This window comes from Erwinia aeris, assembly GCF_041224955.1.
GTDB classification, from domain to species: domain Bacteria; phylum Pseudomonadota; class Gammaproteobacteria; order Enterobacterales; family Enterobacteriaceae; genus Erwinia; species Erwinia aeris.
This window is the reverse complement of the sequence record NZ_JBGFFX010000006.1, coordinates 182027-201700: the sequence shown is the minus strand read 5'-3', so window position 1 is coordinate 201700 and position 19674 is coordinate 182027. Positions and strand designations below refer to the sequence as shown.

The window sequence follows — 19674 nt, the reverse complement described above, 5'->3', positions numbered from 1 at the left end:
AGATCATATTTCACCCGGTATTGTGGCTTTACCTGTCCCTCCCACCAGCATTTTTACTCCTGCCGCCTCTGCTGCCCGGGTCATCTCTTCGGCATCAGCCACATCAGCGCCAGCGGTTTTTCTGAGAAGACGTGCTTACCGTGGCGAATCGCTTCCAGCGCCATCTCCTTGTGCAGGCAGTTGGGCGCGCAAATATCCACCCCTCTCTCTCAGGCTCGGCAACCCGTTCACGCCAGTCGCCTGTTGACCGTTTGAACCCCAGCAATGCAGCCCGCGGTTTCGCCACCTCAAGGTTCACTTCCGCCACCATTTCCCCCCTTTAACGAAAAAACGGTGGAAACCTGTGCATAAGCAATTGCGTGGCAGCGTCCGATATAGCCGCTACCAATCAGTCCAACTCTGACCTTTTCCATTCTTGTTCCTTGCCGGTGAGCGAAGCGCGTGCATGGAATGCATATTTCAAAATAAGAGGCGGCAACCACGAAATGAAATAAACGTAATTATTCTGACGTAAACGGCTGTTATGCTTGTTGCCATTTGTCAGAGACCTGCGGAGCATTCCGCAAAGAACAGCGATGAGGAACACCTTCTAACCTGAGGAAATTTCAACAAAATGCTGATTTATTCAGCAGCCGGTTAAAAAGGTGCAATCAGGCTTTGACATCCCTCTGCCCTCTGGATATTATGCGCCCGTTCCAACAATTCCTCTGTAGTTCAGTCGGTAGAACGGCGGACTGTTAATCCGTATGTCACTGGTTCGAGTCCAGTCAGAGGAGCCAGATTAGAGAAGCCCGCTTAAAGAAATTTAAGCGGGTTTTTTGCGTTTGTGCCGTCAGGTATTCTGCGCGAAGGGAATGGACTGGCGGCTGCCCTTGTTCATTCTTTAACGGCCGGCCGCTGGCTTGATATCTGAAGGCGCCTGCATCGTAACCACCACCTTCCCTTTTGCATGTCCCTGGCCAAGCCAGGCCAGCGCCTTCTTTGTTTCAGCAAAGGAAAACACTTTGTCGATCGTTGGTTTGATTTGTTCAGCCTCTATTAGCTTGCCAATTTGGCTCAGCTGCTCCCCCTCCGGGCGAACAAAAAGAAAAGAATAGGTCAGACGTCGTTTTTTGGTGAGGCGCGTGATTTTTCGGCTCATCATTTTCATCACAAAAGTCAGAAAAAAGTTTACCCCTCTGTCCCGTGCGAAGGCGGCATCTAAAGGCCCGACAAGAGAAATAATCTGTCCTCCAGGCTTAAGGATCTGTACGGATTTTTCAATCGTATCGCCTTTGAGGGTGCCCAGAACGATATCGTAGCTGCTTAAAACGTTTTCAAACTTTTCTTGTTTATAATCTATCACTTTATCGGAGCCAAGCTGACTAACCCACCCGACGTTAGCCGTGCTGGTAGTCGTGGCCGTCGTGGCGCCTAATTGCTTAGCCAGCTGGATAGCAAAAGTGCCAATGCCTCCCGAGCCTGCCGGAATGAAAATCTTCTGGCCCGGCCGCAGTCTGCCCCGCTCCGTCAGCGCCTGCCAGGCCGTGAGGCTTACCATCGGCAGCGACGCCGCCTGCACGAAATCGAGATTTGCGGGTTTTAAGGCGGCTGCACTTTCAGGCACGGCTGCAAATTCGGCAAGAGAGCCTGTTCCACTGTCGAACAGGCTGGCAAAAACTTCATCGCCTGGCCTGAAGCGAGTGACCTGCTTGCCCACCGCAATAACTACGCCAGACAAGTCGCTCCCCAATACTCCCGGAAGTTTAAAATGCAGAACCGGCTTAAATATTCCAGTGGGGATCATATTATCAATGGGGTTCAGCCCCACCGCGTAAATTTTTACCAGAATTTCATTGGCGTTGATCGCTGGATAATCGACTTTTTCGAACCCCAGCTCAGGATGTTTGCCATAGCGTTTAAACGTGAAGGCTTTCATCGTTTTATTCATTTATTATTTACCTGCAACGGCCGGTTGAGAAAATATTCTTTCCTGGCAAGCTGAGGCTATTTCGGCTTTGCCGGGTAATTTCGCCGGCGCATGGCTTTTCCGTGAAAAGAAAAAGACCCTGCGCCGACAAAACAACTCAAGGGATATTGCCTCGTCCTGCTGGCTCCCTCGCTTTGGCTAAAGCGCTTTATATCGCTCCGCCGCTTCCGCCTGTCTGATATCCGCCATCAGAGCCTGACGGGCAGCATCAAGAGCGTCCCAGCGCGCCGCATCCTGTAAAGGCGGAATGGTGACAAGTTCCCGACGGTCAAAGCCAACCAGCGCGGCATCGACCAGCTCGCCCACTTCCATCATTTGGGGCAAAGTGCGGGTATCAATGCCTGTCCGCTGCCAGATTTCCGTATAGGTTCCGGCAGGAAGCACCGCCTGCACGTAAATGCCTTTGGAAGAGAGCTCGTGATCCATCCCCTGCGATAAAAAGAGAACAAAGGCTTTGGTCGCGCCATAAACCGACATGCCAAATTCAGGGGCCAGGCCGACAACGGAGCCGATGTTGACGATTGCGCCTTCACCAGCTTCAACAAAGCGTGCCGCTGCCGCCCTGGCCAGTCGCGTCAGCGCCGTTATGTTAAGCGCGATAAGCCGCTCGATCGCATCAGGCTGCTGGCCGATAAAGTTACCCGACTGGCCGACGCCCGCGTTATTGATAAGAATACCGATCCGCGCGTCATCACGCAGACGAGCTTCGACAGCCGTTAAATCCTCTGCCTGGGTGAGATCGGCAGGCAGAACGTCGACGGAAATCCCCCTTTCATGACGCAAACGTTCTGCAAGGCTATCCAGTTTTGTCTTGTCGCGAGCGACCAGCACAAGGTTGTGGCCCCGTGAGGCGAACCGTTCCGCGTATACAGCACCAATCCCTGTAGAAGCGCCGGTAATAAGAACTGTCGATTGGGTCATAAGTTATTCTTCTCTGTTAAAAAATAAATGAGAGCGGCGCCAGGCGATACAGACAGAATCGGGCGCTGGCAAGGTTATGCGTTAGCGGCGCCATCGAGGCCCACAGGGGGGAAACAGGTGCTGGCGCTTCCCCTGCCAATAAACGTCCGATGACGCAAATTAATGATGGTGATCGTAATCTAAAAAGTCAATCAGTTTGATTACGATCGTCATCAATGTATACTGAGCGTGGAAATGACAGGTGGAAAGGGTAAACCGATGAAGGTGTCGAAAGAGCAGGTTCGTGAAAACCGCAGGCGCATTGTCGAAACGGCTTCGGAGCTGTTTCGCGAGCGGGGCTACGACGGTGTGGGCGTTGCGGAGCTGATGTCAGCCGCCGGTTTAACCCACGGTGGGTTCTACAAGCACTTTGGTTCCAAAGCTGATTTGATGGCAGAGGCGCTGGGCTGCGGTTTTGCGCGCTCCGCCGAGAATGCTTCAGGCGCCGGTCGGGAACAATTTGTTGAACACTATCTGTCACGGCAGCATCGGGATGCGATGGGAAAAGGGTGTGCGATTTCGGCGCTGGCGGCCGATACGGCGCGTCAGCCTGAATCAATTAAGGCTGTATTTGCGGCGGGTATTGAAAACCATCTGGCCCGTTTAGCGCATGAAGAGCAGGCAAGCGCCGAAACCCGTGCCGACCTGCTTGCTACCCTTGCACAGCTTGTCGGCGCGCTGGTGCTGTCACGTGCCTGCCCTGATGATTCTGCTCTGGCCGATGAGATTCTGGCTGTTAGCCGCTCGCGTATTCTCGTTCAGGAAGACGAGGCGAAATAAGGTTTCGATTTAAAAAAGCCCGCTTTTACAGCGGGCTTTTTGCCTTGCGGCAAGCCGCCATCAGCTACAGTAGATCCCGCCACGTCATAATCAGCTTCGCCGGTAACGGCTCCGCCAGCAGCGCGGCGTCCGGCTGCCAGCTGTCCCAGGCGCGGAAAGCGCTGAAATCAAGCCCGGTCAGGGTTTCCAGCGCGCTGACGGCAACCCGGTATTCATCCACATTGGGCACCGCTTCCGGCTGCGCCTGCGGCAATACGCGGCGCGGTTCGTCCAGCAATTTATCCTGGCTCACCAGCAGTGCCGTAGCCTGTGGCTTGCCCTGCGGCCCGATGCGCAAAACGACCTTCCAGAACATCAGCGGCACCGCTAAATCCGCATATTGCCTGCTTTGCTCGTTAAGCACCGGCCCGGTCAGCACGCTGATCCGCTGCTTTGACTGCAGGACGCCAGACTCAAGGATGTAGCGCTCAACGCCCTGCCAGTACTGCAAACTCTGATTAAAGCGGAAATGCTGCGGTGAGCAGTTGGTAAAGTGAAAAGTATCTTTATTGGCGCGCACCGCTTCGGCCGCGCTGCCCCAGGTGGGATCGCTGCGGCGGGTCAGATGGCCCCGATCGAACCAGCGGCTGAACTCGCTGTAAAACGCCTGACCGGTGACGAAACGGCTGTCGATGCGGCTGTCTTCATACCAGCGGTCGCCCTCCGGCAGCAGCGAAGGCTGTCCGCTGTCGCGATCGATATTGATATAGCTCGCGCCATCAATGTTGGTGGCGGTAAAAAAGGCCAGCCGCCGCTCACCGCTCATCAGCAGAGAAAAGTGCTGATAGTCGAGCCTGGCCTCTGCGCCTTTGCTGCCGTCGCGCAATGGGGCGACTTCCGCCGCGCGCGGAGCGATAATCTCCGCCATATCAATATGCGTACCGGCAAGAAAGTCGGCCTGATAACCATCACGATTACCATAATTGCTCTCCGGCGCGGCGGCGCTGGCGACGGGACGCAGCGGCGTGGCGTCCGAAGTTAACGCCTGCATCAGCTGTGCCTGCATATCGGCGGACAGCTGCGGCAGCTCGCCTTTCAGCCAGTCGGTTAAGGCGCTGAGGCGTATGCCTTCATTAACCCATTTTTCGCCGTCCTCAACGGCACCGTGGTGCAGCGCCACCAGCTGCCAGCCGTCGTTGAACACGGGCGCGCCGGACGATCCGCCCTCGCTGTCGGCTTCGTAATGCAGAAACTGCTCGTGCCGCGCCAGCAGCGCATTATTACGCAGCGTGAGCTGCTGTGGCGCGCCGCCCGGATGATGGATAAGGTTCAGGCTGATACCCAGCGCATGTTTATCGTTGCGATCGTTAAGCGCCAGCGGCAACGGCGTCTCCCCGCTGCCGCTAAGGGCTTCGCCCAGCGCAATCAGCGTGCAGTCGAACGCCTCTGTCGGGCTGGTCAGCCAGAAACGCTCTGCATCCAGCGTGTAAAGCCGCCCGTCGCTAATTTCGCCAGTCTCGCTCTGACGGAAGCCGAACTGTACCGTCACCGTGCCTGAAGCAGGCGGTTCAGGCAGCACGTGATGGTTGGTGATAAACAGGCCGCCGTGGGTCAGAAAGCCGCTGCCCTCAGGAATGCCGTCTTTGCGGATCAGCCCTACCGCCCGCGCCGAACTCAGGCCCTGCTGCAAAAAAGAAACCGGCAGCAGATCGCGCTCGCCAATAATCAGGCTCTGCCGGGTTCGCTGCTGAAAAGCATAGCGCTGCGCGCGTCGCCGATCCGGCTCGGCCTGCTCACCCTGCGCCAGGGCCGCGCGGGTTTGTTCTCGTTGCTCTGCGGTCAGCGCCAGTCTTGCAGCAATCAGCTCGTTAATTTTCATTCGCCTCTCCATGCCAGGGATATGTGCCTTTTAACCATAGCTGCTGCCTGTGACGGAACAAGCGCTAAGCTGTTACGCCCTCGTCATGCCGTTCCGGCTACTGCGATATTTTATCGGCGTCATAGCCAGATTTTGCCGTGAAACGGTGCAAAAATATTGCGGCGTGCTGTAACCGCACAGACGGCTGATTTCGGCCACCGGCAGCGAAGTGGTTTCCAGCAGCTCCTTCGCTCTGGCAAATTTCTCATCCTGGATCACCTTATGGATCGTGGTGCCCAGCTCGGTCATAAATTTTTTATCCAGATTGGAACGAGAGGTGCCGACCGCTTCCAGAACCTGCTCAACGGTGGCGCCCCGGCAGGCGTTTTTACGGATAAACCCCATCGCCTTCACCACCATAGCGTCGATAATCGAGCGGTAATCGGTAGACTGCCGGGCAATTACGCTTTCCGGGGCAACTATCACCGGTTCGCTACTTACGCGACGGCCTGAAAGCAGATTGTCCAGCAGCCTGGCCGCTTCGAATCCCATTCTGCGCGTGCCCTGCACTACCGAAGAGAGCGAAATTCGCGACAGATAACGGGTAAGCTCTTCATTATCAATGCCGATCACGCACAGGCTTTCCGGCACCGCAATGCCGATATGCTCACAGGTTTGCAGGATGTGCCTGGCGCGGGCATCCGTGACGGCGACGATGCCGGTATGGGCGGGCAGCGAATGCAGCCATTCGGCCAGCTTCTGCTGGGCCGTTTCCCAGGTGTTGCTGTCCGTGACCATGCCTTCATAAAGCATGCCGGGAAAGGCCATATCGCAGGTCAAACGCCGGAACGCCGCGGCCCGCTCCTGCGCCCAGCGTTTTCCTGCCTCGGCGGGCAGGCCGAAAAAAGCGAAGCGCTCAATGCCTTTCTCGGTAAGATGATGCAAAGCCGCAGCCACCAGCGCCTCGTTGTCCGTGGCGACATAGCTGACGCCGGGATAGTCTTCCCGATTACTGTAGGAGCCGCCCACGCCCACAACAGGCATAGCGATCTGGCTAAGCTGTGCGGCCAGCTGCGCGTCGTCAAAGTCCGCAATAATACCGCTGCCGGAAAGAATGTTCTCGTTCAGGTGATGAACGCTGAAATCTTCTTCTATATAGATATCCCAGTCGCACTGCGAGGCGTAAAAATACTCGCCTATCCCCTCAATGATCTGGCGGTCATAGGCTTTGTTAGCGTTGAACAGCAGCGAAATCCTGGCGTGCCTGGCGGGAGCCTCATTTTTCTTCATATTCAGACCCTGAAACTAAAGCGACCGCTTCAATATGAAGAGTTTTTTTGTAAAGACAAGGGATTGGGGGGAGCAACCGTCAGGTCTGCTCGGGCGATCAAAAAAATGCGGCGCGGCTTCCTCCCGTTACCGCGAAGAAGCCGCTGACTGCCCCTTAAAGCAAAGCGGTGGCGTTGCTGCCAGAACGCCAGGCTTGTCGATAAGCTGTGGCCGCGCCTTAAAGCGAGGCGGTTTGTTGATAAAGCGCGCTGAACAGCCTTTGTCGCTGGCGGTAGAAGTCATGGCGATCGGCGCGGGGCGTATAGCGGGACTCCAGCGGCAGCACCGGCAACAGCTCCGCTGGCGAAACGCCCGGATGACAGCTCATGCGGGCAAGCCTGGCGGCGCCCAGCGCCGGGCCGACATCGCCGCCCGTGCGGTATTCCATGGTTACGCCGGAGATATCGGCCAGCAGCTGCCGCCAGAACGCGCTGCGCGCCCCGCCGCCAATCAGCGTGACGGCCGCCGGCCTGACGCCCGTCGCCTGTAGCGCGGCCATTCCTTCCGCCAGCCCCAGGCTGACGCCTTCCAGCACCGCCATCGCCAGATCTTCCGGACCGTGCTGATGGGTGAAGCCCCAGAACACGCCGGTAGCATCAGGATTATTATGCGGCGTGCGCTCACCGGACAGATAAGGCAGAAAACAGGGCGATCTATCTCCCGGTTGCGCCTTTTCGGCCAGCGCCAGTAGCGCCGCTACCGAAGGCTGCCCGGTCAGCCGCGCCGCCCAGTCCAGACAGGAAGCGGCGCTGAGCATCACCGACATCAGGTGCCAGGTGTCGGGCAACGCATGGCAGAAGCTGTGCACCGCCTGGTCGGGATTGCTGAGAAAGCGCTCGCTGACCGCAAAACAGACGCCGGAAGTGCCCAGCGACAGCATCGCCTGGCCCGGCTGCCAGATCCCGGCACCAATCGCGCCGGCGGCGTTATCTCCCCCGCCCGCCACCACCGGCAGCTCAGAGGGCAGCGACCAGCGCTGACTCAGCTCTGCGGTTATCTGTCCCGTGACTTCGTTGCCTTCAAACAGCGTCGGCATCTGGTCGCGCGTCAGTCCACAGGCGGCCAGCAGCTTATCGCTCCAGGCGCGCTTGCCGACATCCAGCCACATCGTGCCCGCCGCGTCGGACATATCGCTGGCGAAATCGCCGGTCATCCGCCAACGTAGATAATCCTTCGGCAGCAGAACATGCGCTATCTGATTAAAGATCGCCGGCTCATGCTCTTTTACCCATAGCAGCTTTGGCGCGGTGAAGCCCGGCATCATCAGATTGCCCGTGATCTTTCGCGCATCCGGCACGCTTGCCTCCAGCTGCTGGCAGGCCCGCGCGCTGCGGCCGTCGTTCCACAAAATAGCGGGCCGCAGCACCTCCTGCTGTCGTCCCATCAGCACGGCGCCGTGCATTTGCCCGGTCAGCCCGACAGCCCGAACCGCCTTCAGCGACCGCTGTGCGGCCAGCGCCAGCATCACCCGATCGGTGGCCTGCCACCATGCCTGCGGATCCTGCTCCGACCACAAAGGATACGGCCGTGAGACGGTCAGCTTCTCCGTGTGGCTGGCTAATACCGCGTTGTTTTCGTCCAGCAATACGGCTTTTACGCCGGACGTACCCAGATCGATTCCTATATACATGCGTCGCTTCCTCTGGCGTGAGGCTAAAAGACACTAGCGGTAGAGCGCCTGGTTGACAATATTTTCCAGCCGCTCCTGATGGCCGCTGCGGTGTTCCGGAAAGAACGCTGATTTTTCCGTATAGCGCGCCAGCTCCTGCAAAGAGAATTTCCCGGCAAGAATGTCCTGGCCCAGCGGGCCCTTCCAGCCCGCGTAGCGTGCTTCGCGAGCCTGTTCAAGCCGTCCTTCTTCGATCAGACGAGCGGCAATCCGCAGGCCCTGTGCCATCACATCCATCCCGCCAATATGGCCGTAGAACAGATCGTAAGGATCGGTGCTCTGCCGACGAACTTTGGCATCGAAATTCAGTCCGCCGGTGGTGAAGCCGCCCGCTTTCAGGATCTCATACATAATCAGCGCGTTTTCCTCCACGCTGTTCGGGAACTGATCGGTATCCCAGCCCAGCTGCAAATCACCCCGATTGGCATCCACAGAGCCAAAAATGCCCAGCGCTGCCGCCGTGGCAATTTCATGCTGGAAGGAGTGCCCGGCCAGCGTCGCGTGGTTAGCCTCTACGTTGACCTTGATTTCGTTTTCCAGCCCGAACTCCTTCAGGAAGCCATAAACGGTTGCCACATCATAATCATACTGGTGTTTGGTTGGCTCCTGCGGCTTTGGCTCGATGAGCAAGGTGCCGGTAAAACCGATGCGGTGCTTGTTCTCCACTACCATCTGCATAAACCGGCCAATCTGCGCACGTTCCTGTTTAAGATCGGTATTTAACAGGGTTTCATACCCTTCACGACCGCCCCACAACACATAATTTTCACCGCCCAGCTTTTGCGTGGCGGCCATTGCCGCATTAACCTGCAAAGCGGCCCAGGCAAAGATTTCCGGGTCCGGACTGGTCGCCGCGCCCGCACCGTAGCGTGGATGGGTAAAACAGTTCGCCGTGCCCCACAGCAATTTCACCCCGGTCTGCTGCTGTTTTTCCGCCAGGATATCCGTCATCACCGCAAAGTTATGCAGGTAGTCTTTGACGGAGTGGCCCTGAGGCGCCACGTCGGCATCGTGAAAGCAGTAAAACGGCACGTTGAGCTTATCGAAAAACTCAAAGGCGATATCCGCTTTCGCTTTTGCCTGTTCCAGCTCGTCACCGCCCTTAAACCAGGGCCGATCGAAAGCGCCCGTGCCGAACATATCGGTGCCGGCCCAGCAGAAGGTGTGCCAGTAGCAGGCGGCAAACCGCAGGTGTTCTTTCATGGTTTTACCCAGAATGACTTCATCCGGATTATAAAAATGAAAGGCCAGATCGTTCTGGCTGTCGCTGCCTTCATAAGCAATTTTGGTAATGCGATCGAAATAGTCTGCCATGGTCATTATCCTTAAAGATATGTTCAGGAATTAGCGGGAACCCCATCACTATGCAAACAACAAAGCGCGACACTCAATTATAAAATTTCACAAAGCGGCGCTGTAATATCCCAACCATGACCTTAGTCACAAAGTTGCTACCGGCGTGAACGAAGACACCCGTGATCCCTCTCATAAAAAGCAAAACGGGCATAGCGATTACAAAAAATTGTAATTTCTTTGGCGAGTCAGGAAGATTATGTTTACCTCGCGACATAGGGAGTTCAAAAAATAAACGCGTGGAAGTTTATAAAAAGCATCCGTCTTACCTCCAAATATAAACGCGTTTTATCCTGTTTCTTTCTACCCAAGAGGTTTGTTATGGCAATAGCATCCGAGATGAAGGCCAACAATCGTTATATAATCTCTGTCACGCTGGTGGCAACATTAGGCGGGTTATTATTTGGTTATGATACGGCGGTGATCTCCGGCACCGTTTCCTCCCTGGATAAAGTTTTTATTTCGCCCAGAGGATTAAGCGAATCGGCGGCCAACTCCCTGCTGGGCTTTTGCGTCGCCAGCGCGCTGATCGGCTGTATTATCGGCGGCGTGCTGGGCGGCCCGTTAAGCGCCCGCTTTGGCAGAAAGAAAACGCTGCTGGTGGCTGCCGTGCTGTTCTTTTTATCGGCGCTGGGTTCAGCTTTCCCTGAAATCGGCCACCGCGCCGTCGGTACTGACAGCGGCGTGCCTTATTACCTGTCGGGCTATCTCAGCGAATTTGTGATCTACCGTATCGTCGGCGGGATTGGCGTAGGCCTGGCCTCTATGGTTTCCCCTATGTATATCGCGGAAATTACGCCGGCGAAAATTCGTGGCCGTATGGTTGCCTGTAATCAGTTCGCTATTATTTTAGGGCAGCTGTTAGTTTATTGCGTGAATTACAGCATTGCGCTGTCCGGCAATGCCGACTGGCTGGATACGATGGGATGGCGGCTAATGTTTCTTTCCGGCGCCATTCCTTCTTTATTATTTTTCATTTTATTGTTTGCCGTCCCGGAAAGTCCGCGCTGGCTGGCAGCCAAAGGTATGAATGATAAAGCCGCCGCCATTCTGGAGAAGCTTTTTGGTAAAGCGCAAAGCCAGAAAGAGCTACAGAATATTTTACAGTCGGTTAATACCCGTACCAGCAAAAGCGCTCCGCTGTTTTCTTTTGGCGCTGGCGTCATTGTTATTGGCATTATGCTTTCCGTGTTTCAGCAGTTCGTTGGTATTAATGTGGTTTTATATTATGCGCCGGAGGTCTTTCGCTCTGTTGGCTCCAGTACGGATGTTGCTCTGTTACAAACTATCATTGTGGGCGTCATTAATTTAATTTTTACCACTATTGCCATTATGACGGTGGATAATTTTGGCCGTAAGCCGCTACAAATTATCGGCGCGCTGGGTATGGCGATCGGCATGTTTACGCTGGGCACCGCTTTCTACAGCAAAATGTCCGGCGTGGTGGCGCTGGGCGCAATGCTGTTTTACGTGGCGTCCTTTGCCATCTCGTGGGGGCCGGTCTGCTGGGTGCTGCTGGCGGAAATTTTCCCCAACCGCATCCGCAGTAAAGCGATGTCGCTGGCCGTGGCGGCGCAGTGGGTGGCAAACTATCTGGTTTCCTGGACCTTCCCGATGATGGATAAAAACAGCACGCTCAATGCGCATTTCAACAACGGTTTCGCCTACTGGCTGTATGGCGTGATGGGGCTGCTGGCGGCGCTGTTTATGTGGAAGTTTGTGCCGGAAACCAAAGGCAAATCGCTGGAAGAGCTGGAATCCCAATGGAAAAAACCCGCTTCAGCCGGGCTGAGTGAGAAACTGGCGGACTGACCGACTCGTGCACGGGAGACGGCCCATCTTCCCGGGCGGAGTGATTACGACAGCCAGCCATGGCTAAAAAGAATATCAGCTTTGCCATAAAAAACTGCACTTTACTCGGTTGGGTGACTAACTTTTAGGGTGCAGCCCATTTACAACGGGCCTGTGGTTTTTCTTACCGGCGTTTTGTCAAAGGCACAGGCATCGGCTGCTATTTAACCGATGCATTACTTTTCAGCTGCCTTATTGCCGGAACCAGGCTGGTTGCAACGGTAGCGATAACCACGGCAGCAGCGCAACACAGCAGCACGGCGCTATTGCCGTAGCGGATCGCCAGCGGCCCGGCGGCCAGCTCGCCTACAGGAATAGCAACAAAAGACCCCATAGCGTCATAAGCGTAAACGCGCGCCAGCCTGTCACGGGGAATATGCGTTTGTAGCGCATGCGCCCAGACCACGCCAAACTGCCCCAATCCCATGCCCGCCAGGCAAAACCCGCCCATCAGTGCCAGCGCCGTCGCGCCGGTCGCCAGCTGCAAAACAGGAACGGCACAAAGCGCCACCAGCATGACGCCGATAAACATCGCGCGCTGCGGTCGCCAGCGCAGCGCGACGCAGGAGCCGAGGATCAGTCCGATGCTTTGCGCGGCAATCATCATGCCCCAGCGGGTGCGGCCAAAAGAGGCGTCGGCGATCACCGGCCCCAGCACCATGACCATGCCGGTAAAAGCAGCGTTCACCACTGCAAACTGCGCCACCACCGCCCAGACCCAGGCACGCGCCGTAAACTCGCGCCAGCCGTCGCGCAGATCCAGCCAGAGATTACCCGGCGCATCGACAGGCTGATAGCTAATACGGATGCACCGATAGAGCGGCGCGGCGGCAGCGAACCCCAGCGCATCAACGGCAAGCCCCCAGCCCGGCCCAACCGCGCTGGTCAACACGCCGCCGAACGACGCGCCAAACACCGTCCCGATATAGATGCCGACCTGAATAAAGGCGTTAGCCTGACGCAGCGTTGGCGAGGGGACGGTTTGCGGTACAAGCGCTGAGGAGGCAGGCAGCGCAATACCGGCCGCTGCGCCGTTCACCGTGCCGAGCAGAACCAGCAGCGGGATAGTCGCCATCCCTTCCAGCACCAGCCATGCCACCACGCCCTGCGACAAAGCAGCCACGGCGGAGGAGGAAAAAAGCACCAGGCTGCGCGAATAGCGATCCGCCAGCACGCCGCCGAACAGCAGAAAGGCAACGTTGAAAATGGAGCGCGCCGCCACCACCAGCCCCAAATCCGCTGCGGATCCGCCCATATCCAGCACGGCGAAAGCCAGCGCAACGGGCGCAATGCTGTTGCCCAGCACCGTAAGGAAACGGGCCAGAAAAAGGTTTCTGAATGGCGCATAGCGGAACGCATGTTGTCGGTGCGGGAGTGCGGCTTTAGCGTTCAAACCTGCCTCCCTGCGCACCGCCTTGAGAGCGATTTCGGCTCAGGCAGGGACTGGTGCGATCCCCGCCTCCCCGTGGGCAGCCTTGATACGGGCTGTGGTTTGACGCCGCGCGCCCTGTGATTTTTCTGCTCATGCCGCCAGCTATCGCCTCCCTGCTTTTGCCTTTAACCCTGAAAAAAGAGGGTGAAATAATAACGGCTGGCTGGCCCGTTGCCTATGCCCTTTTGCCTGCGGTTTTACACCTTGAATCCATAGTGCGAGCCGTCCGGCAGCTCAATATTCAACTGCAGCTTGCCGCCCGCCGCTTCGATATAGCGTTTTAGCGTGGAAAGTTTGATATCGCGCCCCGGCTTTTCCATGCCCGCCACGGTAGGCTGTTTTACCCCCAGCGCCTGCGCCATCTCGCTCTGGGTTTTCTGCACCCGCTCACGCAGTTCAGCAAGCTGAATATCCAGCTGTATCTCTGCGGCCAGCTTTTCCGCTTCTGCCACGACATGCGGTGCTTCTTCCGCCAGCATTTGTTCTAATGTACGCATACGTTACCTCTGGTCCTGTTCAGATAGTCAGTAAACTCCCGATCGGCTATCGGGATCATCACGCGATAAAAACGTTTTTCATTGCCTGTTTTGCCGCCTGCGCAAAGCAGCACGCCGGTTCTCTGTGGGTCAAAAGCGAAAAAGATCCGTATCGGTTTGCCACGGCACTGCACGCGAAGCTCTTTCATATTGCTGTAGCGCGAACCCTGAATGCTGTCGGCCCTGGGACGTGGCAGCTCCGGCCCTCTTGCGCGCAGTACCAGCAGCGAACCCAGCACGGCTGCCCGTTCGTGATCCTGAAGCGTGCTGAACCACCAGTCAAACCTGTCCGTTGTTTTGAGCAACCACATATGCGGCCTCCGTTAATATAGCTCCAGACCTATATAGGTGTAAAACTATAATGACGGCTTTTTTTGTAAGATGCCGCTGCCTGTTTGCTAAAACCAGAAGCGCTTTCCTGAGAAAGCGTGCACGTATGCCTTGCTTGCAGTGTGAATGCAGCGCCGCTCGCAAAACTGTGCCTCGGAAAGCGCAGTTTTCTGCCTGTAACGAATTCTTTTGCGGCCGATCAATAAGCGTTAGAAAGTAACTTATTAGCCTTGAGCAGCGGCTATGTTGGCTGCGCGCGATGCCAAACAGGCTAAGGGTTAAGATGACAACTTTTGAAAAACGCATTCAGGTTAATTTCAGCCAGAGCCAGATGTATAACCTTGTCGCCGACGTCGCCGCTTATCCCGACTTCTTGCCCTGGTGTCGGCAGGTCGAGATCCTTGCCAGCCAACCGGAAGCAAAAATGGTGCGCATCGGGTTGCGCTTTCAGCAGTTTCCTGAACTTAGCCTGACAACCCGCGCCACTTTCCATCCCCCCTCCTCGCTGCATCTGCGGCTGGTAAGCGGTTCCTTTCTGTCGCAGTTTGAGGGCGACTGGTTTTTTGAGGCTACGGGAGAAAAAACCTGTACCGTGACTTTCGCGGTGAAATATCGCTTCGCTAACGGCCTGCTGCGATTGACCCTCGCGCCTTTTTTCAGCCTGATGGTCAGAATGCTGCCGGGCGTATTTATTCAGCGGGCGGAGGAAATTTATTCGCACGCCTGAAGCCAGGATGCGGCATCTGCGCCTGCAAACTGCCGCGCGCCCTTTTTCCCAAATCTGACTATCCTTATCTTTCCGATACGCTCCTCTGAGAAGAGCGATCGCATTCACCTTTTCAGGCATGCCTGTATTTCGAGCAATGAGGCAGTGTCGACATGAGTAAGCGCTGCGCACACTGTCAGTGACCTCCCCAATCTGGAGACGACAATGACTCAACTTTATCCTTTGCAGCTCACCGTCAACGGTGAAAGCTGTCAGCTGATGGTCGATCCGCGCACTACCCTGCTGGATGCGCTGCGGGAGCACATTGGTTTAACCGGCTCGAAAAAGGGCTGCGACCAGGGGCAGTGCGGCGCCTGTACCGTGCATATCGACGGCGAACGCGTGCTGAGCTGCCTGACGCTGGCGGCCCAGGCGGCGGGCAGAGATATTACCACCATTGAAGGTCTGGCCGCGCCGGACGGGACGCTGCATGCGGTGCAGGCCGCTTTCCTGCGCCACGATGCCTTCCAGTGCGGTTATTGTACCTCCGGCCAAATTATGTCGGCCGTCGCCTGCATCAAAGAAGGCCATGCCCGTTCCGATGACGAAATCCGCGAATATATGAGCGGGAATTTATGCCGCTGCGGCGCCTATCCCAATATCGTCAAAGCCGTGAAGGACGCGGCGGCCAGCCTGAGCCAGGAGGCCATATCATGAGATCGTTCAACTATCAACGCGCGACCGACGTCAGCCAGGCCACGACGCTGGCCAGCCAGCCAGAGGCGCGTATTCTCGCTGGCGGCACGACGCAGCTGGATCTGATGAAGTGCGGCGTCGAGCGTCCCGCCACGCTGGTGGATATTACGCATTTGCAGGATCTGCATGATATTACGCTCAGCGACGGTGAGCTGACGCTCGGCACCCTGGTAAAGATGAGCCAGGCGGCCGACAGCAAAACGGTAAAAACTTTTGCGCCCGCGCTGGCGGAAAGCCTTTCGCTCGCCGCCTCGGCGCAGCTGCGCAATATGGCCTCGCTGGGCGGCAATATTCTACAGCGCACCCGCTGCAGCTATTTTCGCGATCCGCAGGCCTGGTCCGCCTGCAACAAGCGCAACCCCGGTTCCGGCTGCGCCGCGCTGAACGGCCTGAATCATAATCATGCGGTGCTGGGCACCAGCGACAGCTGCATCGCGCTCTATCCCGGCGATTTTGCGGTGGCGCTGACCGCTTTCGACGCGGTGCTGAACCTGCAAAACAGCGCGGGCGAACTGCGTTCCGTTCCCGTTACCGATTTTTTCCGCCTGCCGTCCGATCGTCCCGATCTTGAACACCAGCTCGCGCCTGGCGAGATGATCGTCAGCCTGACGGTGCCGCGTAGCGCCACGCTGGCCCGCTCGCACTACCTTAAAGTGCGCGATCGTAGCTCCTACGAATTCGCCGCTGCCAGCGCGGCCGTAGGGCTGGAGATGGAAGAAGATAACCTGACCATCAAAGAGGTACGCGTCGCGCTGGGCGGCGTGGCAACCAAACCCTGGCGCGCTTACCAGGTAGAGCAGGCGCTGAAAGGCCAGCGGCTGGAGGAGAAAACGCTGCGCAAAGCGGCGGAAAAAGTGACGGAAGGCGCCATTGCCCGCCAGCATAACGGGCACAAAATTATTCTTGCGCCTCGCGTTATCGCCAGGGCTTTGATGACCGTGGGAGGTCTGGTATGAGCACGCTCGAAACGTCTTCGATCGGTCGTCAGCAGGCTTTAGGCAGCCCGCTGGATCGCGCCGACGGCAGGCTGAAAATTCAGGGGCTGGCGACCTACGCTGTCGAAAAATCGCTGGATAATCTCGCTTACGCGGTAGTGGTTCAGTCAACCATCGCCTATGGACGTATTACCGCGATGCATACCGAGCGAGCGCGCCAGTCGCCCGGCGTGTTGGCGGTGTATAACCACGAAAGCGGATTAACCATTCATTCAGCCAAAACCTTTGGCGAAGGCGGCGCGGCGGCGCAGGCTTTTCTGCCGTTGCAGGACGATAAGGTTTTGTGGAACGGTCAGCATATTGCGCTGGTCGTGGCCGAAACGCTGGAGCAGGCCACCGAGGCCGCCGCGCTAATTGAGACGGAATATGAACAACAGCCGCCTGTGGTGCATCCGACCCACCCCAACGCTAAACCAGAAACGGTGGATGCGTTAACGATTGACTGGGGCGACGCCATCCCCGCGCTGGCCCAGGCGGAGGTGCAGGTAGGCGGCATCTATACCACACCCAGAGAATACAACTCACCCATTGAGCCGCACGGCTGTATCGCGCACTGGCAGAACGGCAGCCTGACGCTGTGGGAACCGAGCCAGTGGCCGGGCGGCGCGCGTCAGGTGGTGTCGGAATGGATGGCGATCGACCATGAAAAAGTGCGTGTTATTTCGCCCTTTGTCGGCGGCGGCTTCGGCTGCAAAGGCGGGATACAGCCGCATAGCGCGCTGGCCTGCGTGGCCTCGCGCGAGCTTAACCGGCCGATTAAACTGGCGCTGACCCGGCCGCAGACCTTTACCGCTTTCGGCGGCAGGCCGCGCACGCATCAGCAGCTGGCGCTGGGCGCCAACCGTGACGGGCTGTTACAGGCTATCGTGCACGACAGCTGGAACGAAACCGCGCTGAACGATGTGCACAAGGAGCCTTGTAATTCCGTAACGGCGCTGATGTACGCCTCGCCAAACTTTTTATCGCACCACAAGCTGATCCACCTGAATACCGTCAATCCAAGCTGGATGCGCGCGCCGGGCGAAAACCCGAGCGCCTTTGCGCTGGAAGTGGCAATGGACGAGCTGGCGTGGGCGCTAAAAATGGATCCGCTGGCGCTGCGCCTGAAAAACTATGCGGAGCAGGATCCGCAGGCCAATATCCCCTGGAGCTCTCGCCAGCTGCGCGAGGCTTATCAACAGGGCGCCGACGCATTTGGCTGGAGTAAACGTCCTCTTGAGCCGCGCAGCCTGCGCGAAGGCCGCCAGCTGATCGGTTGGGGAATGGCTTCCGGTACCTATCCGGTACGCCGTACGCCCGGCGAGGCGCAGATTGTTTTGTCCGCTGACGGCAGTATTGAGGTGCAGAGCAGCGGGGTGGATATCGGCACGGGCACCTACACTATTCTGGCGCAGACGGCGGCGGACGTGCTGCTGGTTGCGCCGGAAAGCATCACCGTGTCGCTTGGCGATACGCTGCTGCCCCGTGCGCCGGTTGCGGGCGGTTCGCAGCTGGCGAATTTGCTGACCGGCGCGGTGCATAAGACCGCGCAGGCGCTGCGCGATAGGCTGATAACGCTGGCGACTGCCACGGAGAAATCGCCGCTGTGGCAGCAGCCGCCTTCCGCCCTCTCGCTGGCCGACGGTTATCTCTGGCTGAGCAACAGCCCGGGATTACGGATTAGCTTTGCCGAGCTGCTGAAGCTTAGCGGCCGCGAAAAGCTGGTGGCGCATCAGGATACCTTCGATAAAACCGCCAGCGAGGAAGATCGCAACAAAGCGGATCGTACTTCCACTATGATGCTGCCGCCTACCGATGGCGGCGTGTCGGCTCACAGCTGGAGCGCTATCTTTGTCGAAGTCGCGGTAGATGAAGACTTCGGCACGGTGCGGGTCAAAAGGATGGTCGGCGCCTTTGATTCCGGCCGGGTTTACAATCCTAAGCTGGCAGAAAGCCAGTGGATTGGCGGCATGGTAATGGGCATTGGCCAGGCGCTGCTGGAGCAGGGACAGATAGACGATCGCGACGGCTGGATAGCCAACGCCAACCTGGCCGACTATCTGATAGCGGTCAACGCGGATATCCCTGAACTGACCACGATTGACGTTGGCAAGCCGGATTACCTGGCTACCGTGCTGGGCGGCAAAGCGGTCGGCGAGCTGGGGATCGTCGGCGTGGCGGCCGCCATATCCAATGCGGTCTGGCACGCCACCGGCAAACGCATCCGCGATTTACCCATCACTCAGGACAAGCTGTTATAACCGCAGGCGGGCTGGCAAACGGCCCGCGATTTTTATGCGGCGCCAGCGCTGTTTCGGCTGGCGTTTTGCTGCCGATCGCCAGCCCTACCGGCGCAAACCGCACCGCCCCCGTCAACGATCGGCAGCGATCCCACTGCCCAAGGCGACGATCCCCAGGTTTTGATGACGATACAGAGCCAGACGGGCCGATCTTTAGTCCAGCTCAGCGCCTGGCGCATAACCCGATCGTTGAGCGACAGCAGGGCTCTCTCCTGCTGGCAGCTGTGAAGGCAGATCGATATCCTGCAAAATTGACGCATCCTGTAGCTCAATCGTATACAGGGGAAACTGCACCAGCAGGCTGCGTGCGCCCTGCTCATCGGTCAAGGCGCTGAGCGCCCTGAAAGCGCAGCGGCCAAACCCCACCGGATGCCCCGGACTGGCGCGAAAAACGGGACGCACGATCCCCTCCTCAACCACTTTACTGGCTACCAGCCGCAGCGTGGCCGCAGAAATAAAGGGCATATCGGCCAGATGGATCAGCCAGCCGTCCCATGCCGCCGTCTGGCGAACGCCGGCGGCGATCGATTCGCCCATGCGGGTATTTTCCACCAGCACCGTCGGAATGCCCTGCTGCTCACAGTAGTCGCGAATGGCCTGCTGCGCGGGCCGCGTCACCACGCATACCGGCAGGCCGCTCTGCTGCGCCGCCTGGCAGCTGTGAACAAACACCGATTTTACCTGCCCTGACGCATCGGCGAACGCCGCCTGGAGCTTATCGGTTGCGCCACCCGCTTCGGTAAACCGCTGTCCCTGACCGGCCGCGATAACCAGAACGCCGATCGTTTTTTCCCTGTGCTCATGCTTATCCATATCCCATTCCCCTTATTAACGTTCGGGGCTACCAGCGTAGCGCAAATTATCCCCTGTGGGGATGAATTCAGACTGCGCC

17 protein-coding genes, 1 tRNA gene and 1 pseudogene are annotated in these 19674 nt (G+C 57.5%); 7 read left to right on the top strand and 12 right to left on the bottom strand.

What is annotated here, in order from left to right:
• Nucleotides 1–39: 39 nt before the first annotated feature.
• Nucleotides 40–413 (bottom strand): annotated as a pseudogene (locus tag AB6T85_RS12045) (Gfo/Idh/MocA family protein); the annotation flags it as partial.
• 290 nt (nucleotides 414–703) lie between these two features.
• On the opposite strand from AB6T85_RS12045, the gene AB6T85_RS12040 reads away from it, so the two are divergent.
• Nucleotides 704–779: transfer RNA gene (locus tag AB6T85_RS12040), tRNA-Asn, on the top strand.
• A gap of 104 nt (nucleotides 780–883) precedes the next feature.
• Here the strand turns inward: AB6T85_RS12040 and AB6T85_RS12035 are convergent.
• Both AB6T85_RS12035 and AB6T85_RS12030 read right to left on the bottom strand, forming a co-directional pair.
• The gene (locus AB6T85_RS12035) at nucleotides 884–1918 is read right to left on the bottom strand and encodes an NADP-dependent oxidoreductase (protein ID WP_369895724.1); all 1035 of its coding nucleotides are present in this window, start codon (nucleotides 1916–1918) and stop codon (nucleotides 884–886) included.
• A gap of 189 nt (nucleotides 1919–2107) precedes the next feature.
• Entirely contained in the window at nucleotides 2108–2890 is a 783-nt protein-coding gene (locus AB6T85_RS12030) for an SDR family NAD(P)-dependent oxidoreductase (RefSeq protein ID WP_369895674.1), read from the bottom strand.
• Between the two features lie 258 nt (nucleotides 2891–3148).
• On the opposite strand from AB6T85_RS12030, the gene AB6T85_RS12025 reads away from it, so the two are divergent.
• Complete coding sequence (locus AB6T85_RS12025; RefSeq protein ID WP_369895673.1) at nucleotides 3149–3709, top strand: TetR/AcrR family transcriptional regulator; 561 nt, start codon at nucleotides 3149–3151, stop codon at nucleotides 3707–3709.
• Nucleotides 3710–3773: 64 nt separating this feature from the next.
• Here the strand turns inward: AB6T85_RS12025 and AB6T85_RS12020 are convergent, their stop codons facing one another.
• From AB6T85_RS12020 to xylA, 4 genes are all read right to left on the bottom strand, one after another.
• A complete protein-coding gene (locus AB6T85_RS12020; protein ID WP_301251030.1) occupies nucleotides 3774–5567 on the bottom strand; it encodes a DNA/RNA non-specific endonuclease in 1794 nt (597 codons plus the stop codon).
• Between the two features lie 72 nt (nucleotides 5568–5639).
• A complete protein-coding gene (locus tag AB6T85_RS12015; RefSeq protein WP_369895671.1) occupies nucleotides 5640–6836 on the bottom strand; it encodes a XylR family transcriptional regulator in 1197 nt (398 codons plus the stop codon).
• A 217-nt stretch (nucleotides 6837–7053) separates the two neighbouring features.
• Complete coding sequence (gene xylB, locus AB6T85_RS12010) at nucleotides 7054–8505, bottom strand: xylulokinase (protein ID WP_369895669.1); 1452 nt, start codon at nucleotides 8503–8505, stop codon at nucleotides 7054–7056.
• 33 nt (nucleotides 8506–8538) lie between these two features.
• A complete protein-coding gene (gene xylA / locus AB6T85_RS12005) occupies nucleotides 8539–9858 on the bottom strand; it encodes a xylose isomerase (RefSeq protein ID WP_301730419.1) in 1320 nt (439 codons plus the stop codon).
• Between the two features lie 360 nt (nucleotides 9859–10218).
• Here xylA and xylE point away from each other — a divergent pair, with 360 nt between their 5' ends.
• Nucleotides 10219–11709 carry a D-xylose transporter XylE gene (gene xylE, locus AB6T85_RS12000; RefSeq protein ID WP_253460290.1) on the top strand — a complete coding sequence of 497 codons (1491 nt, stop codon included), beginning with the start codon at nucleotides 10219–10221 and terminating at the stop codon, nucleotides 11707–11709.
• Nucleotides 11710–11908: 199 nt separating this feature from the next.
• On the opposite strand, the gene AB6T85_RS11995 is transcribed toward xylE, so the two are convergent.
• From AB6T85_RS11995 to AB6T85_RS11985, 3 genes are all read right to left on the bottom strand, one after another.
• Nucleotides 11909–13141: an MFS transporter gene (locus AB6T85_RS11995; protein WP_369895667.1), complete on the bottom strand. Its 1233-nt coding sequence runs from the start codon at nucleotides 13139–13141 to the stop codon at nucleotides 11909–11911.
• Between the two features lie 236 nt (nucleotides 13142–13377).
• On the bottom strand, nucleotides 13378–13677 hold the full coding sequence (gene proR / locus AB6T85_RS11990) for a transcriptional regulator ProR (RefSeq protein ID WP_253460284.1): 300 nt from the start codon (nucleotides 13675–13677) through the stop codon (nucleotides 13378–13380).
• Nucleotides 13665–14027 (bottom strand): type II toxin-antitoxin system RelE/ParE family toxin, encoded by a 363-nt coding sequence (locus AB6T85_RS11985; RefSeq protein WP_253460281.1) that lies wholly within the window; start codon nucleotides 14025–14027, stop codon nucleotides 13665–13667. Before AB6T85_RS11985 ends, proR begins: the two co-directional genes overlap by 13 nt.
• Before the next feature lie 302 nt (nucleotides 14028–14329).
• On the opposite strand from AB6T85_RS11985, the gene AB6T85_RS11980 reads away from it, so the two are divergent.
• The 4 genes from AB6T85_RS11980 to AB6T85_RS11965 all read left to right on the top strand — a co-directional run bounded on the left by AB6T85_RS11980 (nucleotide 14330) and on the right by AB6T85_RS11965 (nucleotide 18743).
• Nucleotides 14330–14773 (top strand): type II toxin-antitoxin system RatA family toxin, encoded by a 444-nt coding sequence (locus tag AB6T85_RS11980; RefSeq protein ID WP_253460278.1) that lies wholly within the window; start codon nucleotides 14330–14332, stop codon nucleotides 14771–14773.
• A gap of 204 nt (nucleotides 14774–14977) precedes the next feature.
• Nucleotides 14978–15469: a (2Fe-2S)-binding protein gene (locus AB6T85_RS11975; RefSeq protein ID WP_369895666.1), complete on the top strand. Its 492-nt coding sequence runs from the start codon at nucleotides 14978–14980 to the stop codon at nucleotides 15467–15469.
• Complete coding sequence (locus tag AB6T85_RS11970; RefSeq protein ID WP_369895664.1) at nucleotides 15466–16464, top strand: FAD binding domain-containing protein; 999 nt, start codon at nucleotides 15466–15468, stop codon at nucleotides 16462–16464. The genes AB6T85_RS11975 and AB6T85_RS11970 overlap by 4 nt, the downstream gene beginning before the upstream one ends.
• Nucleotides 16461–18743, top strand: coding sequence for a xanthine dehydrogenase family protein molybdopterin-binding subunit (locus AB6T85_RS11965; protein WP_369895663.1), 2283 nt, complete (start codon nucleotides 16461–16463; stop codon nucleotides 18741–18743). Before AB6T85_RS11970 ends, AB6T85_RS11965 begins: the two co-directional genes overlap by 4 nt.
• Before the next feature lie 32 nt (nucleotides 18744–18775).
• On the opposite strand, the gene AB6T85_RS11960 is transcribed toward AB6T85_RS11965, so the two are convergent.
• Nucleotides 18776–18961, bottom strand: coding sequence for an XdhC family protein (locus AB6T85_RS11960; RefSeq protein ID WP_253460269.1), 186 nt, complete (start codon nucleotides 18959–18961; stop codon nucleotides 18776–18778).
• Nucleotides 18936–19595 (bottom strand): nucleotidyltransferase family protein, encoded by a 660-nt coding sequence (locus tag AB6T85_RS11955; RefSeq protein WP_301251039.1) that lies wholly within the window; start codon nucleotides 19593–19595, stop codon nucleotides 18936–18938. The genes AB6T85_RS11960 and AB6T85_RS11955 overlap by 26 nt, the downstream gene beginning before the upstream one ends.
• Nucleotides 19596–19674 lie beyond the last annotated feature (79 nt).